Raw genomic sequence first — 16,471 nt, forward strand, 5'->3', positions numbered from 1 at the left:
CGTCAGTCCTCGGCGGTCACCGCAGCGGGCAGTCCGAGGAAACGGCCGTACGCCGTCGCTGCCCGGCGCACCCCCGTCTTCTCCGCCGCCGTGAGCCGCGCGAACGGCAGCGGCTCGACCGTCACCGCCGACGACGTGGATGCGCGTCTCCAGGTGCCGACGACGCGCCCCGCCGAGACGAGGATCGGCGCGAACACGCCGTTCTTGCCCGGCACGACCACGGTGAAGTGCTCGTCGTCGATGACGGGCGTGCGATCCTGGTAGCCGAGCAGGTACTCGTCGAACGCCGGCAGGAGGTCGACTCCCTTCCTGGCTGCAGGAGTGCCGGCCTCCGCGTCCGCCTGCTCCGCCGTCGCAAGGTACTTCACGCCGTCCACCTCCAGCGTGCTGATCCTGTCGCCGAGCACGGCGACGGCCGTCTTCGCTCCTGCCACGGTGCCCTTGGTCCACCAGACGAAGTCCTTGAGCGTCGCCGGCCCGTGACCGTTCAGGTAGCGCAGCAGGAATTCGCCGAGCGCCTCGTCCGGCTCCAGCTCGCGCCGCTCTGGGGCCCACTCGTCCAGCAGCACGAGCGACTGCTGCGTCTTGTGCGTCGGCCCCCAGCACAGCAGGCCGTTCTGGGCGAAGAAGTAGATCAGGTGGTATCCGCGCTGCCCGGCCGTCGCGATGCCGTTGGCCTCCCACAGCGCCATCAGCTCCGCCCTGCCGATGCTGCGGCCACCGGACAGCGCTTCCGTGACGACGTCGCGCGCACGCGTGAAGTCTTCGGACTCCAGTTCGAGCTGGCGATGCCGCAGCGTGAGTCCGGCGATCATCCTCGTGGTCGTGACCCCGAGCATCCAGCGCAGGTCGGCGGACGGCACGAAGTGGAGGGTTCCGCGCATCGGCCAGGAGCGGACGATGCTGCCGTCGTCGAGGGCCGCGAGCACGTCGTCGCGGGTGCTGCCGGCGCTGCGGGCGCCGAGCGCCCAGCAGGCCGCACCGAAGTCCTGCGCCTGCACCGCCAGCATCCGCTGGACGACGGCCACGGGGGTCGGAGCCGACCGATCGTCGAGGAGCTGGGCGCTTCTGCGCATCCGGAGCAGGTCGGCGCGGCGTGCTGGCATGGGTCCAGTATCGCGGTCGGTACCGACATCCGGGGAACGGCGGGTGGAGCTAGTGCAGCAGCCCGAGCTCGTTGAGCTGCTCGCTGAGGCTCGCTCCGTCCGGCGCGTACACCCACGGCGCCCCGCTCAGCTCGGTGTGCTTCGAGGCCTTGGAACGGCCTCCGGCGAGCACGGCCTCGCTGTTCGAGAGCTGCCGGATCGCCACAGCGGACACGCTCTCGGGATGCTCGACGGTGAACTCTCCGTAGAGCGTCTCGTCGTGCTGGCCGTCGTCGCCGATCAGCAGCCATTTGAGACCGGGGAACTCGTCGGCGAGGCGCTCCAGGCTGATCCGTTTGTGGTCGCGGCCACTGCGGAACCAGCGGTCGTGCGTCGGGCCCCAGTCGGTCAGCAGCAGCGGGCCGGCGGGGAAGAGGTTGCGGGAGAGGAACCTGGTGAGCGTCGGCGCGACGTTCCACGCGCCCGTCGAGAGGTAGATAACCGGGGTGCCGGGATGGGTCGCGGCGAGACGTTCCAGCAGCACAGCCATCCCTGGCGTGGCGACCCGCGCGTGCTCGTCGAGGACGAACGTGTTCCAGGCGGCGAGCAGCGGCCGGGGGAGCGCGGTCACCATGACGGTGTCGTCCACGTCTGAGATGATTCCGAAGGTGGCCTTCGGGTCGACGATGAACACCGGGGACTCGAAGACGCGCGTCGACTCGTGCGTGAACATCCGGACGGTGTGCCAGCCGGGCGTGAGCTGCACCGGGATGACCGTGTCGATCACGCCGCCGCGGTCGGGCATCACCGTGTGCCTGTCGCCCTCGATCTCGATCGTGACCGGCGTATCGGCGACGGGCACGCTGGTGAACGACCGCCAGCCGCGGATGCTCTCCTCGCGTTTGCGGTGTTTCCGCTCCGCCCTGCTGCCCGGCTTCGGCTCCTTGGCGAGCACGACCCTGCCCAGGATGCGGGCCCAGGTCGGCGCGCCGTAGCCGGTGTACGGCAGAACGGTCGCCAGGTAGCCGCGCTTGCGGGCTCGGCGCGCGCGGAACTCGTGGAACGCATCCTCGATGCGCGCCGCGCGATGCATGATGGGCTCGACGCTCGCGCCGCGTTTGTCAGGGGTGGCGGGCATATCTGTCTAGTTTCGCATGGACGCTGAGCACCTGTGTGTGCATCCCCCAGATCTGGGGTCGCATCCTGCGGCGAGTCGGAGCGAATTCCCCGGCATAAATGAGGTTTCCCCGAATATGATCCGAGTATCACGGTCGTGGGGACCGTGGGGCTGGGGACCCGACAGACGTATTGTTGAGCTGCAGGAAAGAAGGAGTAGCCCTCGTGCCCATCAACGACCTCGTGGCCGGTCAGAACACATCCGGAGCACCGCTGGTGCGAACCGAACCGATCCAGGAGCGGAGCGCAGCGCGCATCGACGCCCTGCTCGACGCTGCGGCGGAGGTGGTGGATGAGATCGGGTTCGACCGGCTCACCACCGCTATGGTCGCCGAGCGGGCCGGAGCGTCCATCGGCACCGTATACCGGTATTTCCCCGACCGCATCGTGCTGCTCCAGGCGCTGCGCGACCGTGCCGTCCTCCGCTACCGCCAAGCCGTCGTGCAGGGCATCAGGGAGCAGGAGCCCGCGCACTGGTGGATCGCGGTGGAGTGCGCGATCGACGCGTTCGTCGGGATGTTCCGCACGGAGGCCGGTTTCCGCATCATCCGGTTCACCGACGCGGAGCGCGCTGGAGCCCCGGAGGACGAGCCGACGGCGGACGAGGACTTCTTCGCGCACCGGTTCGCCGAGATCCTCTCCGACGAGTTCGGTCTCCCGGCCGGAGACGAGCTGACCTTCCACCTCGAAGTGGTGGTGGAGATGATGGACTCGCTGATCAACCGGGCGTTCGTGCTCGACCAGGCGGGCGACGAGCGCTTCATCGCCGAGGCCAGGGTCGTTGCCCGCGAATACCTCGAGAAGCGGTACGGCGGCGACGCCTGAGCCGCTGAGGCTGGTGAGGCCGGTCAGGACGCGCGGCGCCTGACCAGGCAGAACGGGTGCCCGACGGGATCCCGGTACACCCGGAAGCTGTCGCGCACGCCCGCTGGAGACGCCGGATCGGGCAGCCCCGTCTTCCGGGCGCCGAGCGCGATGGCGTGCGCCTCCGCCTGCTCCAGATCGTCGACCCCGAAATCGAGGTGCGACTGCTGCGGCACGGTCGCGTCCGGCCAGGTGGGCGCCCGGTAGTCCGGCTCGCGCTGGAACGCGATGCCGTTCGTGCCGACGGCGGGGCGCGTCTCCGCCCACTCGTCTTCCCCCTCGGTCTCGACGACCTGCCAGCCGAGCATCCCGGCGTAGAAGCGTGCAAGCTCCGCGGGATGCGGTGCGTCGAGCACAGCACCACGACATCGAACCCGATGCCCCCGAACCTGGGAATGTCGGTGGCTGGTGGCATGTTGCCATCCGATACGTCCTCCATACCGAAGAGAGTATTCAGAGCCACCGACACGGAAAGGGGGTTCGGTGATCCGGACCGCCCGCGCCACAATTCGACGCAATCCTTTGCCAAAGCGAGCCAATCGTGTTTGGGTGAAAGGACAGGCCTGTGTCGATCCGATGCCCACTTCGAGGAATGAGCCGCACCAATGATCGAGTTCCGCTCGGTAACGAAGCAGTTCCCCGACGGCACGGTCGCTGTCGAGGACTTCTCGCTCGTCATCCCGTCGCGCGAGATCACGGTGCTCGTCGGATCCTCCGGCAGCGGCAAGACCACGATCCTGCGGATGATCAACAGGATGGTCGACCCCACCAGCGGCACCGTCGAGATCGACGGAGAAGACGTGATGTCGCTCAAGCCGGTGCAGCTGCGCCGCAGCATCGGCTACGTCATGCAGAACTCCGGCCTGCTGCCGCATCGCAAAGTCGTCGACAACATCGCCACCGTGCCCCTGCTCCGCGGAGAGAAGAAGCGGGACGCGCGGGAGCACGCCCTCGAACTGATGGACACGGTCGGCCTGGAGCGCTCGCTCGCCGACAAGTACCCCAGCCAGCTCTCCGGTGGCCAGCAGCAGCGCGTCGGCGTCGCACGCGGTCTCGCCGTGAACCCGAACATCCTGCTGATGGACGAGCCGTTCGGCGCGGTCGACCCGATCGTGCGCGACGAGCTCCAGAACGAGCTGCTGCACCTGCAGCGCGAGCTCGACAAGACCGTGGTGTTCGTGACGCACGACATCGACGAGGCGTTCCGGCTCGGCACCCAGGTGGTCATCTTCCGCAAGGGCGGGATCGTCGCGCAGAAGGGCACGCCGAGCGAGATCCTGTCCAACCCGGCCGACGAGTTCGTCGCCTCCTTCATCGGGGCCGACCGCGGCAAGCGCGCGCTGCACATCGAACAGACCTCGACCGGCAGCGTCCTCGTCGACAGCGACGGCCGTACGGCCGGCGTGCTCACCCCAGAAGGCAGCATTTCAGAAGGCAGCACCTCAGAAGCAAGGGCCACGACCGCACAGGTCGTGGGTGCTCCGGCGCAGGGTGAGGAAGCGTCGTGAGCTGGCTGTGGTCGAACTTCGGCCTGGTCTGGGACCTCACGGTCGCTCACGTCACGCTGAGCGTCTTCCCGATCGTGATCGGCTTCATCGTCTCGCTGCCGATCGGCTGGGTGGCGAACCGCTACCGGGTGAGCCGCGGCATCCTGCTGACACTGGGTGGCATCCTTTACGCCATCCCGTCGCTACCGCTGTTCGTGGCGATGCCGGCGTTGATCGGCACGCAGATCCTCGACCCGAAGAACGTGGTCTTCGCTCTGAGCCTGTACGCGCTCGCGCTGATGGTGCGCACGACAGCGGATGCCCTCGCCAGCGTTCCAGGTGACGTGATGCAGTCGGCGACCGCCATCGGCTTCAGCACCTGGCGCCGGTTCTGGGCGGTAGAGCTCCCGCTGGCAGGACCGGTGCTGCTCGCCGGACTGCGCGTGGTGTCGGTGAGCACGGTGAGCCTGGTGAGCGTCGGCTCCCTGGTCGGCGTGAGCAACCTGGGCACGATGTTCGTGCAGGGCCTGAACCAGTACAACAACGCAGAGGTGGTCACCGGCATCGTCGGCATCATCATCATCGCCCTGATCTTCGACCTCGCCCTCGTGCTGTTCGGGCGGCTCCTGATGCCGTGGACGAGGCTCGGCACGAACAAGCGCGTGACCCGCAGGGCCGCGCTGAAGGCGGTGACCGGCGCATGACCGACATCCTCGCGGCGTTCGCCTGGGTCTTCGATCCCACCAATTGGGCCGGGCCGGGCGGCATTCCGGTGCGGCTGGGGGAGCACGTCTGGTACTCCCTGCTCACGCTCATCCTGGCCGCCGTGATCGCCCTGCCGATCGGCTTCGCGATCGGGCACACCGGGCGGTTCCGTGGACTGGCCGTCGGCATCTCGGGCGCCCTCCGCGCCATCCCGACCCTCGGCCTGGTGGTCTACCTGGCGCTGATCACGCTGAATCTGAGCATCATTCCTCCGCTGATCGCGCTGACGATCCTGGCGATCCCTCCCGTGCTCGCAGGGGCATACTCCGGCCTCGAGTCGGTCGACAGGCGCACCATCGACGCGGCGAGGGCGATGGGGATGACCGAGCTGCAGATCCTGTTCAAGGTCGAGCTTCCGCTGTCCCTGCCGCTGATCATCGGAGGCCTGCGCTCTGCAGCGCTGCAGGTGGTCGCCACCTGGACGGTCGCGGCGATCCTGCCGGTCGGCGGCCTCGGCCGCTACCTGTTCGACGGTCTTGCCGTGCAGAAGTACGACGAGATGCTCGGCGGCTCGATCCTCGTGATCGCGCTGGCGCTCGTCACGGACGGCGTGTTCGCGATCGTGCAACGCCTCGTCGTCCCGCGCGGTGTCGCGGCAGGCAAGGTCCAGGATGTGCGCACAAAGGACCCCTGGCGCCCGTTGGGCCCATCCGTCCCGAACCACCCGCTCGGAACGAGCCTCTGAGCCCAGCCGACGTCCCATTCCCACAGTCACATAGCACCCACCGAAAGAGAGAAATCACATGTTCGCATCGAAGAGAGGCCGCATCGCGGCCGGCGTCCTCGCGGCGGGAGCCCTCCTGGCTCTCAGCGCGTGCTCGTCCGGCGGCGGAGCGCTCGGCGGCAACACGTCCACGTCGTCGTCCGACAGCGTCACCATCGGCTCCGCCGCGTTCGGCGAGTCGGAGATCCTCATGCAGATCTACGCGCAGGCCCTCGAGGCCAACGGTGTGAAGGTCAGCCTGAAGCCCAGCATCGGCCAGCGCGACGTCTACCTGAAGGCGCTGCAGGACGGCTCGATCGACCTCATCCCCGAGTACTCGGGCAACCTGCTCCAGTTCTACGACAAGTCGGCCACCGCCACCTCGAGCGACGACGTGTACACGGCGCTCGGCAAGGCGCTGCCGTCCGGCTTCGAGGTGCTCGACCAGGCGAAGGCGCAGGACGCCGACTCCTACAACGTCACCAAGGAGTTCTCGGAGAAGTGGGGCGTCAAGAGCCTGTCGGACCTCTCCAAGGTCACCGAGCCGCTGACCGTCGGCGCCAACCCGGAGTTCCAGGAGCGTCCGTACGGCATCCCCGGCCTCAAGAGCGCGTACGGCGTGACCGCCACGCTCAAGCCGATCAGCGACTCCGGCGGCCCGCTGACCGTCGCTGCGCTCAAGAACGGTGACGTGCAGCTCGCCGACATCTACACGACGACGCCCGCGATCAAGGACAACGGCTTCGTCACGCTGGAGGACCCGAAGAGCCTGATCGCCGCGCAGAACATCGTGCCGCTGATCAACTCGAAGAAGGCCAGCTCGACGGTCAAGGACGTGCTGAACAAGGTCTCGGCCGAGCTCACCACGGCCGACCTGATCGACCTGAACGGCGAGAACCAGGGTGCAAGCAAGACCCAGCCGGATGCGCTGGCGAAGGAGTGGCTGGCGAAGCACCCCATCAAGAAGTAGTGCTGAACGACGGCGAGGTCTAGACCTCGTCAGGATGCGGCGGCTCGGGTTCCCGGGCCGCCGCATCCATGTGTTTGGCCTCGCGCTTCTGTAGCACCTTCTTGACGATGTACGCGAGCACGATGAACGCGGCGATGATCGCCACGAACACGTAGCCGGCGCCGTGCAGCTCCTGGGAGAGCTCGCGGTAGCTGCCAGCGGCGGCAGAGCCGACGGACACGTAGGCGAACGCCCAGATCACGCAGGCGGGGGCCGTCCAGGCCATGAAGGTGCGGTAACGCATCGGGCTCATCCCCACGGTGAGCGGGATGAGCGAGTGCAGCACAGGCAGGAAGCGTGACAGGAACACGGCGATGCCGCCGCGTTTGGCGAGATACGCCTCGGCTCTGTCCCAGTTGTTCTGACCGAGCTTCACGCCGAGCCTGCTCGCCCGGATCTTGGGACCGAAGTAGCGGCCGAGCGCGAAGCCGATGCTCTCCCCGGCGAGGGCGCCGAGGATGACGACGACCACGAGCGCGAAGTACTCGAACGGTCCGGCGACGGCGGTGCTCGCCACGAGCACGATGGTGTCGCCCGGCACGATCAGGCCGATCAGGATGGACGTCTCCAGCAGGATCCCGACGCCGGCGAGCAGCGTGCGCAGGACGGGGTCGACGCTCTGGACGATGTCCAGGATCCAGGTCAGGGCCTCGTTCACGTGGCAGGTCCGCGGCGGATCATCGAGAAGAAGTACTCCAGGGTGGCGGCCATGTCCGCCGTGCCGTCGAGCATCCACTGCACCTGCATCCCGTCGGCCACTGCGATCGCCATGCGAGCGACCTGCAGCGGGTCGAGCGACGGGTCGATGCGGCCGGCCTCCTGCTCGTCGCGCACGTGCTGCTCGATCGCGCCGATCAGCGTCGCATAGCGCCGGACGAAGTAGTCGTGGCCGGGGTGGTCGTCGTCCGCCGCCTCCGCCGAGATGGTCGCGTAGAGCTGCACGAGCCCCGGGACGTCTGCGTTGTGCCGCACGATGTCGACCAGCGTGTCGAAGCCGCGGACGGTTCCGCCATCGGGATGCGCGTGCTCGTCCACCTCGTCGCGCTTGCGGAGGACTTCGGCGAACAGCTCCTCCTTCGACGAGAAGTGATGCAGCAGACCGGCCTGGCTGAGGCCGACCGACGACGCGATCTCGCGCAGGGATGCGCCGCGGTAGCCCTTCACAGCGAACACCTCGAGCGCTGTCGTCAGGATCTCTTCGCGCTTGGCGATTCCCTTGGCGTACGACCCCTTTTTCGGCCCGGACTTCGATCCGGCACTCGACCCCGCAGTGGACATGGGGAAATGCTACTGTGCGTCGCCTGAGCGAACGCGCAGCGTCAGCTGGTGAGGACCAGGACGGGAGGCACGATCACCAGGGCCGCCGTGATGACGACGATGATCAGCCGGAGCGCCGGCCCGACCGTTGGCTGCTCGGTGACGAGCCGCGTCTCGCGGGCCGCGATCGCGTGCCGGCGCTGCTCAGGGGTGCGCCTGTCCTTGGGAGCTCCGAGCACTGCTCCGGCCGTTCCGGTGTCGTCGACGACGCGGATGGCGTCGGCGAGCACCAGGTCGCCGGAGGTCTGCCGCGCGGCGTCGTCCGCGAGCATCTCGATCAGCAGGGCGACCGCATCCTGTGCCCTCGTCGCAATCGGGAACCAGGGGAGCGCACGCTTCCAGGAGCGGAAAGCGTCGAGCAGGAGGTGATGCTTCTGGCGCAGGTGGGCGTGCTCGTGGGCGATCACCGCATCCAGCTGCTCCGGGGTGAGCAGGGCGATCATCCCCTCGGAGAGCACCGTGACGCTCTTCGCCCCCGGCAGGCAGTATGCGGCGGGCGCCGGGTGGTCGATGATGCGGGTGCTCGGGGTGTCCGGCAGCGGTTCGCTGAGCAGGCTGAGCAGTTCTCGGTGCCGGTGACGCTGCCGTCTGCTGCGCTCGGAGGTGAGCGCCAGGTTGAGCAGCAGGTGAATGGTGAGCAGGACGGCGGCGCTCAGCGCAAACGTGTTGAGCAGTGAAGCGTCGGAGGGAAGCGGCCCGGCGAACACCGTGGATGCCGCGCCTCCGACGCGCGACCAGAGATCGTCGCCGAACGGCTGCAGTCCGAACAGCAGCAGCGAGCCGATCATCGAGATGCCACCGGCGAGAGCGATGGACTGCCAGAGCGCGAGGGCGAGCACGGGGGCGGAGGCAGGCCACTTCGCGCGCGCGAGGAGCAGTGGAACCGGCCACGCCAGCACGAGGGCGAGTACGCCGAGCAGGAGTGCGACGTCGTTGACGGGGGTCACTGTCCGGCTACGGGGTGCGCGCGTCGAGGAGGCGGCGAAGGGTCTCCGCCTCCGACTCGTCGACGGAGCCGATGAAGTATGCGAGCGCGGCGCTGCGGTCGCTGGAGGATTCGAGCACTTCGCGCATCAGGTCGGCGACGTGGCCGGCGCGGGAGACGGCGGCGGAGTAGAGGTGCGGACGGGCATCCCTGTCGCGTTCGGCGAAGCCCTTCTGCTCGAGACGGGAGAGCACGGTGAGCACGGTGGTGAGCGCCGGAGTCTTGCCGTCGGTGCGGGAAGCCGCTAGCTTGTCGCGTAATTCATTGGCGGAGATCGGGGCTCCGCTGTTCCACAGAGCGTCCATGATCGCTCGTTCGAGTTCTCCGAGATTCGCCACGGATCAAGCGTACCGCGGTGTGGCTGAGAATGTTCTACACTTTGTAGAAGTTGAGTTCTACAGAGCGTAGAAATCACTGGGAAGGTGGAACACGCCGTGCACGAACTTCTGGATCCCCTACTGCTGTCGCGGTGGCAGTTCGGGCTGACGACGATCTATCACTTCCTGTTCGTCCCGCTTACCATCGGCCTGGTGACGTCCGTGGCGATCTTCCAGACGGCCTGGTACCGCACCGGGAAGGTGCACTACCTGCAGCTCACCCACTTCTTCGGCAAGCTCTTCCTGATCAACTTCGCGATGGGCGTCGTCACCGGCATCGTGCAGGAGTTCCAGTTCGGGATGAACTGGTCCAACTACTCCCGCTTCGTCGGCGACGTGTTCGGCGCACCGCTCGCCCTCGAGGGCCTGCTCGCGTTCTTCCTGGAAGCGACGTTCATCGGCCTGTGGATCTTCGGCTGGGACAAGCTCCCGCGTGGCCTGCACCTGGCGACCATCTGGGTCACCGCGGTCGGCAGCATCCTCTCGGCGTACTTCATCATCGCGGCCAACGCGTTCATGCAGAACCCGGTCGGCTACAAGCTCAACGAGGCGAAGGGACGCGCGGAGCTGACGGACATCGGCGCCGTGCTCACCAACAAGGTCGCCCTCGCCGCCTTCCCGCACACGATCTTCGCCTGCTTCATGGTGTCGGCCGGCCTCATCATCACGGTCGCGGCGTGGCATCTGTCTCGCAACCAGCACCTCGACACGATGCGCCCAGCGCTCAAGTTCGGTCTCTGGGTGATGGTCGGCGCCGGTGCGCTCACCGTGCTGAGCGGCGACCAGCTCGGACTCGCGATGGTCGAGACGCAGCCGATGAAGATGGCGGCCGCCGAGGCGCTGTACAAGACGTCGACGGGCGCGGACGCGTCGTTCTCGATCTTCACCCTCGGCACACCGGACGGCGTGCACGAACTGTTCTCGATCCGCATCCCGTATCTGCTGTCTTTCCTGTCGACGCACACCCTGAACGGCACCGTCGAGGGCATCAACGACCTGCAGGCGCAGTACGTGCAGCTGTACGGCCCGGGCGACTACACGCCGACCATCTGGGTCACGTACTGGGCGTTCCGCTGGATGATCGGGCTCGGGATGCTGCACGTGCTCGTCGCCGTCGTCGGGCTCTGGCTCACCCGCAAAGGCAGGATGCCGACGAACCGGTGGGTCTGGAAGGCCGCGATCTGGGCGTTCCCGCTGTCGATGCTCGCGATGATCGTCGGCTGGGTCTTCACCGAGATGGGCAGGCAACCCTGGATCGTGTTCAGCCTGATGAAGACGGAGGACGGCGTGTCGCCAGGGGTCACCGGCCTCACGGTGCTGATCTCGCTGATCGCCTTCACCGCCGTGTACGGCGCCCTCGCCGTCGTCGAGTTCTCCCTGATGAAGCGCGCGGCCCAGAAGGGGCCAGCGCCTGCAGACGAGCACGTGGACGAAGACGGCAAGCATGTCCCTGTCACGACGGTCTACTAGGAGGCTCTGATGGATCTCGCAATTCTCTGGTTCGGCATCGTCGCGTTCTTCTTTGTCGGCTACTTCGTGCTCGATGGCTTCGACTTCGGGGTGGGCATGGCGATCCCGTTCCTCAGTAAGGACGACGTCGACCGCCGCGTGATGATCAACACCATCGGCCCGGTCTGGGATCTCAACGAGACCTGGGTGATCGTCGGCGGCGCCGCCCTGTTCGCGGCGTTCCCCGAGTGGTACGCCACCCTGTTCAGCGGCTTCTACCTGGCGCTGCTGCTCATCCTGCTGGCGCTGATCGTGCGCGGCGTCTCGTTCGAGTACCGGCACCAGCGGCCGGACTCGCGCTGGAAGAAGTGGTTCGACGGGATGATCTTCGTGGGCTCGTTCCTCCCTGCGCTGCTGTGGGGCGTCGCCTTCGCGAACATCGTGCAGGGCGTCGCACTGGATGCGCACTACGACTACACCGGAACCCTCTTCGACCTGCTGAACCCGTATGCGCTGCTCGGCGGCGTGACGACGCTGCTGCTGTTCTTCACGCACGGCGTGGTGTTCATCTCGCTGAAGACGGACGGTGAGATCCGGGCGCGCGCCAGGAAGCTCGCTGCGCGCTCCGGGCTCCTGGCGATCGTCGTCGCGGCGACGTTCCTGCTGTGGACGGCCATCGCGCACTTCTCGGTGGTGTTCCTGATCCTGGCCGTGCTCGCCGCTGTCGCGCTCATCGCATCCTGGGTCGCCAACCTGCGCGGGGCGGAGGGCTGGTCGTTCGCGTTCATGGCCGTCACCATTGCGCTTGCCGTGGTGTCGCTGTTCGCCGCGCTGTTCCCGAACGTGATGCCGTCGTCGCCGAACCCGGAGAACAGCCTGACGATCGCCAACGCGTCGAGCTCGGAGACGACGCTGACCGTGATGACCTGGGTCGCGGCGATCTTCCTGCCGCTGATCCTCCTCTACCAGGGGTTCACGTACTGGATCTTCCGCAAGCGTGTGACGCGGGCGAGCATCCCTGCCGACCCGCCTGCCGAACCTCCCGTGCTCGTCGAGGTCGGCTGACCCGTGCGTCCCCTCGATCCCCGGCTGCTTCGCTACGCGGCGGCGGCGCGCCTCACCCTCGTGGCGGGCGGCGTGCTCGCCGTGGCGCGGACGGCGTGCATCGTGCTGTTCTCCTGGCTGGTGACGCAGCTGGTGGTTCGCGCCATCGCGGGGGAGCCGCTCGGCTCGCTCGGCGGGCTGCTCTGGATGCTCGTGCTCGTCGTCCTCGTCCGCGGCGGGGTCGGCTGGCTCACGGAGTCGGTCGCCGCGCGCGGGGGAGCGACGGTGGTCGGCCAACTGCGGAGCGCGCTCGTCGCGGCCATCGGGCGGCTCGGCCCGGCGTGGCTGCGGTCCAGGAGCACGACGGAGGTCACCGTGACGACGGGCCGCGGCCTCGACGCGCTCGACGGCTACTTCACCAGCTACCTCCCGCAGCTGATCGCCACGGCGATCGCCACGCCCATCCTGGTGGTCGCGATCTTCTGGCAGGACCCGACCAGCGGCATCATCGTGCTCGTCACGCTGCCGCTCATCCCGGTGTTCATGATGCTGGTCGGCTGGGCGACCCAGGCGGCGCAGGCCAGGCAGTGGTCGGCGCTTTCCCGGTTGTCGCGCGGCTTCCTCGACGTGGTCGACGGTCTCTCGACCCTCAAGCTGTTCGGTCGTCAGCACCGTCAGGAGGCGCGCATCCGGTCGGTGAGCGAGGACTACCGCGTGCACACCATGAAGGTGCTGCGCATGTCGTTCCTGTCCGGCTTCGTGCTGGAGCTCGCCGCGAGCCTGTCCGTCGCGCTCGTCGCGGTGGCGATCGGGCTGCGGCTGCTGAACGGCCAGCTGGACCTGTCCGTCGGCCTGTTCGTGCTGCTGCTCGCTCCGGAGGCGTTCCTTCCGCTTCGGAACGTCGGGGCGAGCTTCCACGCGGCCACGGAGGGCATCGAGGCGGCGCAGGCGGCGTTCGCGATCCTGGACGAGGACAGGTCGGCGCGGGATGCGGTCGCGGCGCACGCCACGGCGACGGCCTTGGACGGCGGCCTGGCGTTCGACGACGTGACGATCGCCTACGACGACCGCGAGGTCGTGCGCGGATTCTCCGCGACCGTCCCGCCCGGGACGTTCGCCGTGCTGACCGCGCCGAGCGGGAGCGGCAAGTCGTCGCTGCTCGGCGCCGTGCTCGGCTTCGTGCCGTTCGCCGGGTCCATCGCAGCAGGAGGTGCAGCGGATGCGGACGGTCGCCGCTCCGCCATCGCCTGGGCAGGGCAGACGCCCGGCCTGATCGCGGGAACGGTGGCGTCGAACGTGGCGCTCGGGGACGCGCATCCGGAGCCGGAGCGGGTGGCGGAGGCGTTGCGCCTCGCTGCTGCGGACGAGGTCGCGCAGGAGACGCTGCTGGGCGTCGGAGGAGCAGGACTGTCCGGTGGGCAGGCGCAGCGGGTGGCCGTTGCGCGGGCGCTGTACCGGTTGCGCGCATCCGGGGCCGCTGTGCTGCTGCTCGACGAGCCGACCTCGGCCCTCGACGCGACGGCGGAGGCGCGGCTGCTCACCACGCTGCGGGCGGTCGCCGCCGATGGCGTCGCCGTGCTCGTGGTGAGCCACAGGGAACAGGTGGCCGACGCCGCCGATGTGGTGCTGAGGATGGAGGTGGGCAGTCGTGTCGAGTGAGCTGCTGGAGACCGTCGCAGCGCAGGGGGACGGCGCCGGGAGTGCGCGCATCTATCGCGCGTCGCCCGGCGCCCGTCGCGTGCTGCGACTGGCGCTTCCCCCGCTTCGGCGGCTGTGGGCGGCGATCGCGTTCGGCGTGCTGAGCGGCGGGAGTGCCGTCGCGCTGCTGGCATCGTCGGCCTGGCTGATCGCGCGAGCGGCGGAGCAGCCGGCCCTGATGTACATCTCGCTCGCCGTGGTCGGGGTGCGGGCGTTCGCGCTCGGGCGCGCGTTCTTCCGCTATCTGGAGCGGCTGTCCGGCCACGATGCAGCCTTCCGGCAGCTACCCGAGGTGCGGACCGAGCTCTACACGCGGCTGGTGCCGCTCGCACCGGACGGTCTGGGCGGCACCCGCCGCGGCGACCTGCTGTCGCGGCTCGCAAACGACGTCGACGAACTGCAGAACTACCCGCTGCGGGTGGTGCAGCCGCTCGTCACCTCCGGCCTGATCGCGCTGCTCACCGTAGTCGGCGCCTTCCTGCTGCTGCCGGGGGCCGCGATCGGGCTCCTCCTCGCCCTCCTGCTCGCGTTCGTGGCGGGCACGCTCGTGAACAGCTGGGCGTCCGGCCGGGCCGAACGGCGGCTGTCGCCGCTGCGGGCGGACCTCAGCGACGCGGTCACCGACCTGGTGCGCAGCCTCGACGTGCTGACCGCGTTCGGCGCGCTCGACGCTGCGCAGCAGAGGGTGGACGAGGCGAGCGCGCGGCTCACCGCCGCCGTGCGGTCCCGGGCGGTCGGTGTCGCGCTGACCGGCGCTGTGGTCTCTGTGCTGGCAGGGGCGGCCACCGCGATCGCCCTGGCCGCCGGCATCCCCGCTCTTGACGCAGGCCAGCTCGACGGGCCTGGACTCGCGGTCGCCGCGCTGCTGCCGCTCGCCGTCTTCGAGGTGTTCGGAACGGTGCCGCTCGCCCTCGGCGCGTGGCGCCAGGTGGTCGCCAGCGCGGAGCGGATCTCGACGACCGCCCCGGATGAGCTGCCCGCCGGGATCCCGGTGGACCCCGCATCGCCTCGGCAACTCGTCGTGCGTTCGGTGCCCGAACTGGAACTGCGCGGGCTGAGCGCGCGCTGGCCAGGCGCATCCCGTGCGGTGCTGTCGGATGTGGCCGTGCGCATCGAACCGGGAGAGCGCGTGCTGCTCACCGGTCCGACCGGTGCTGGCAAGACGGCGGTCGCGCACGTGCTCACCCGCCTGGTCGACTACACCGGCAGCTACACCATCGACGGGATCGAGGCTGCGACCGTCAGACAGGACGATGTGCGCCGCATCGTCGGCCTGTGCGAACAGCAGCCGTACCTGTTCGACGCCGACCTCCGTCAGAACCTGCTCTTCGCGAAGGACACGGCGACGGACGACGAGCTCCTCGCGGTCCTGGAGCGCGTCGGCCTCGGCGACTGGACGGCGGAGCGCGGCGGCCTCGACGCTGCCGTTGGCGAGCGCGGCGCGCTCGTCTCGGGAGGGCAGGCCCAGCGGATCGCACTCGCACGCGCGCTGCTGGCCGACTTCCCTGTGCTCGTGGTCGACGAACCCACGGCGAACGTCGACGGCGCCGTGGCAGACCGCGTCGTGCGGGACATCCTCACGACGGCCGCGCAGGACGGCCGGAGCGTGCTGGTGATCTCGCACACGCGTGTGCCCGACGAGCTGATCGACCGGAGCGTCCGGCTGGAGGACGGGAGGGTCGTGGCCTAGAGCGTCGGCGTCGGCGTCGGCGCGGCCAGAGCGTCAGATCGGTCGCACCAACGCCGCGAGTCGCGACCGCCACGCCGCCGTTCGCGCAGCGTCCTGCGCCACTCGAGGCCCGTCCAGCCAGGCCGTCACCGCGCGGATGCCGTGCAGGGCGTTCACGGCCCACACCACCGCCCCGTCCAGCTCGGCGGGCGTCACAGCCTCTTCGTCCACCGGGATGCGCATCGCCGCAGCCACCCCGCGCACCGTCCGCGCCGCGACGCTGTCGACCTTCGCGAAGGTCAGCGGGGGAGTCGCGAGGGTGTCGCCGCGCCACCAGAGCAGCGCGGTGGTCGTGCCGTCGGAGATGAGGCCGTTGTCGAGGATCACGGCTTCGTCCGCTCCGGCCCGCTGCGCCCGCTCGCGGAGAACGCCGAGCCGCTCGATGTCCGGGCCCTTGATGTCGGGCACGCGGCGAGGATCATCGTCCGCGGTCGCGAGGACGACGGATTCGGTCAGCGCGGGCGCGGTGCGGAGGCGGAATCGCAGGAGGTGCGCATCCCGGATCGTCGCGAGTTCGAACCGCGGAAACCAGGAGCCGGAGCGCGGGATGGCTGCCACGGCCGCGTCCCAGAAGCTCTCGGCGGCGGTGCGGTCGCGGAAACCCTGCTCGCGCACCGAGTCGAGGAAGCGCTCGCGGTGCAGGCCGAGGGCGAGAACCGTGCCGTCCGCGACGAGGAACGAGTCTGCGACGTCAAGGGTCTGGCCGGGCGCCGCCCCGTCGCGCTCACCGCCGACGAGTTCGCCGTCCCGCCAGTCGAAAAGGGTGGTCCGCGCATCCATTCG

17 protein-coding genes are annotated in these 16,471 nt (G+C 68.9%); 9 read left to right on the top strand and 8 right to left on the bottom strand.

What is annotated here, in order from left to right; genetic code table 11:
• Nucleotides 1-2: 2 nt before the first annotated feature.
• Together ASE16_RS08380 and ASE16_RS08385 are read right to left on the bottom strand one after the other, a co-directional pair.
• Nucleotides 3-1,106: a winged helix DNA-binding domain-containing protein gene (locus tag ASE16_RS08380; RefSeq protein ID WP_055893538.1), complete on the bottom strand. Its 1,104-nt coding sequence runs from the start codon at nt 1,104-1,106 to the stop codon at nt 3-5.
• 49 nt (nt 1,107-1,155) lie between these two features.
• A complete protein-coding gene (locus ASE16_RS08385) occupies nt 1,156-2,223 on the bottom strand; it encodes an App1 family protein (RefSeq protein ID WP_055893541.1) in 1,068 nt (355 codons plus the stop codon).
• A gap of 203 nt (nt 2,224-2,426) precedes the next feature.
• Between ASE16_RS08385 and ASE16_RS08390 the strand changes: the two genes are divergently transcribed.
• A complete protein-coding gene (locus ASE16_RS08390; RefSeq protein WP_055893544.1) occupies nt 2,427-3,086 on the top strand; it encodes a TetR/AcrR family transcriptional regulator in 660 nt (219 codons plus the stop codon).
• A gap of 23 nt (nt 3,087-3,109) precedes the next feature.
• Here the strand turns inward: ASE16_RS08390 and ASE16_RS08395 are convergent, their stop codons facing one another.
• Nucleotides 3,110-3,481, bottom strand: a complete 372-nt coding sequence (locus tag ASE16_RS08395) for a VOC family protein (RefSeq protein WP_055893547.1) — start codon at nt 3,479-3,481, stop codon at nt 3,110-3,112.
• Between the two features lie 249 nt (nt 3,482-3,730).
• Between ASE16_RS08395 and ASE16_RS08400 the strand changes: the two genes are divergently transcribed.
• From ASE16_RS08400 to ASE16_RS08415, 4 genes are read left to right on the top strand one after another with little or no spacing between them, the layout of a single operon-like run.
• Nucleotides 3,731-4,633, top strand: a complete 903-nt coding sequence (locus tag ASE16_RS08400; RefSeq protein WP_055893551.1) for an ABC transporter ATP-binding protein — start codon at nt 3,731-3,733, stop codon at nt 4,631-4,633.
• Complete coding sequence (locus ASE16_RS08405) at nt 4,630-5,316, top strand: ABC transporter permease (protein ID WP_055893553.1); 687 nt, start codon at nt 4,630-4,632, stop codon at nt 5,314-5,316. The genes ASE16_RS08400 and ASE16_RS08405 overlap by 4 nt, the downstream gene beginning before the upstream one ends.
• A complete protein-coding gene (locus ASE16_RS08410; RefSeq protein WP_055893556.1) occupies nt 5,313-6,062 on the top strand; it encodes an ABC transporter permease in 750 nt (249 codons plus the stop codon). Before ASE16_RS08405 ends, ASE16_RS08410 begins: the two co-directional genes overlap by 4 nt.
• A gap of 58 nt (nt 6,063-6,120) precedes the next feature.
• On the top strand, nt 6,121-7,050 hold the full coding sequence (locus ASE16_RS08415; protein ID WP_055893559.1) for an ABC transporter substrate-binding protein: 930 nt from the start codon (nt 6,121-6,123) through the stop codon (nt 7,048-7,050).
• Between the two features lie 19 nt (nt 7,051-7,069).
• On the opposite strand, the gene ASE16_RS08420 is transcribed toward ASE16_RS08415, so the two are convergent.
• From ASE16_RS08420 to ASE16_RS08435, 4 genes are read right to left on the bottom strand one after another with little or no spacing between them, the layout of a single operon-like run.
• Nucleotides 7,070-7,747 (bottom strand): DedA family protein, encoded by a 678-nt coding sequence (locus tag ASE16_RS08420; protein WP_055893563.1) that lies wholly within the window; start codon nt 7,745-7,747, stop codon nt 7,070-7,072.
• Nucleotides 7,744-8,367: a TetR/AcrR family transcriptional regulator gene (locus ASE16_RS08425; RefSeq protein ID WP_055893566.1), complete on the bottom strand. Its 624-nt coding sequence runs from the start codon at nt 8,365-8,367 to the stop codon at nt 7,744-7,746. The genes ASE16_RS08420 and ASE16_RS08425 overlap by 4 nt, the downstream gene beginning before the upstream one ends.
• 41 nt (nt 8,368-8,408) lie before the next feature.
• Entirely contained in the window at nt 8,409-9,353 is a 945-nt protein-coding gene (locus ASE16_RS08430) for a M56 family metallopeptidase (RefSeq protein ID WP_055893569.1), read from the bottom strand.
• A gap of 7 nt (nt 9,354-9,360) precedes the next feature.
• Nucleotides 9,361-9,729, bottom strand: a complete 369-nt coding sequence (locus ASE16_RS08435) for a BlaI/MecI/CopY family transcriptional regulator (protein ID WP_055893572.1) — start codon at nt 9,727-9,729, stop codon at nt 9,361-9,363.
• A 96-nt stretch (nt 9,730-9,825) separates the two neighbouring features.
• Between ASE16_RS08435 and ASE16_RS08440 the strand changes: the two genes are divergently transcribed.
• The 4 genes from ASE16_RS08440 to cydC all read left to right on the top strand — a co-directional run bounded on the left by ASE16_RS08440 (nt 9,826) and on the right by cydC (nt 15,649).
• Nucleotides 9,826-11,238 carry a cytochrome ubiquinol oxidase subunit I gene (locus tag ASE16_RS08440; RefSeq protein WP_055893575.1) on the top strand — a complete coding sequence of 471 codons (1,413 nt, stop codon included), beginning with the start codon at nt 9,826-9,828 and terminating at the stop codon, nt 11,236-11,238.
• Nucleotides 11,239-11,247: 9 nt separating this feature from the next.
• Nucleotides 11,248-12,282, top strand: coding sequence for a cytochrome d ubiquinol oxidase subunit II (gene cydB, locus ASE16_RS08445; protein ID WP_055893578.1), 1,035 nt, complete (start codon nt 11,248-11,250; stop codon nt 12,280-12,282).
• Between the two features lie 3 nt (nt 12,283-12,285).
• Nucleotides 12,286-13,920, top strand: coding sequence for a thiol reductant ABC exporter subunit CydD (gene cydD, locus ASE16_RS08450; RefSeq protein WP_055893580.1), 1,635 nt, complete (start codon nt 12,286-12,288; stop codon nt 13,918-13,920).
• Nucleotides 13,921-13,999: 79 nt separating this feature from the next.
• A complete protein-coding gene (cydC, locus tag ASE16_RS19755) occupies nt 14,000-15,649 on the top strand; it encodes a thiol reductant ABC exporter subunit CydC (protein WP_414843028.1) in 1,650 nt (549 codons plus the stop codon).
• Between the two features lie 33 nt (nt 15,650-15,682).
• On the opposite strand, the gene ASE16_RS08460 is transcribed toward cydC, so the two are convergent.
• Nucleotides 15,683-16,468 (bottom strand): aminotransferase class IV, encoded by a 786-nt coding sequence (locus ASE16_RS08460; protein ID WP_055893584.1) that lies wholly within the window; start codon nt 16,466-16,468, stop codon nt 15,683-15,685.
• Between the last annotated feature and the right edge of the window lie 3 nt (nt 16,469-16,471).

Origin of the sequence: Leifsonia sp. Root227, from assembly GCF_001428745.1 — a bacterium.
GTDB lineage: Bacteria > Actinomycetota > Actinomycetes > Actinomycetales > Microbacteriaceae > Leifsonia.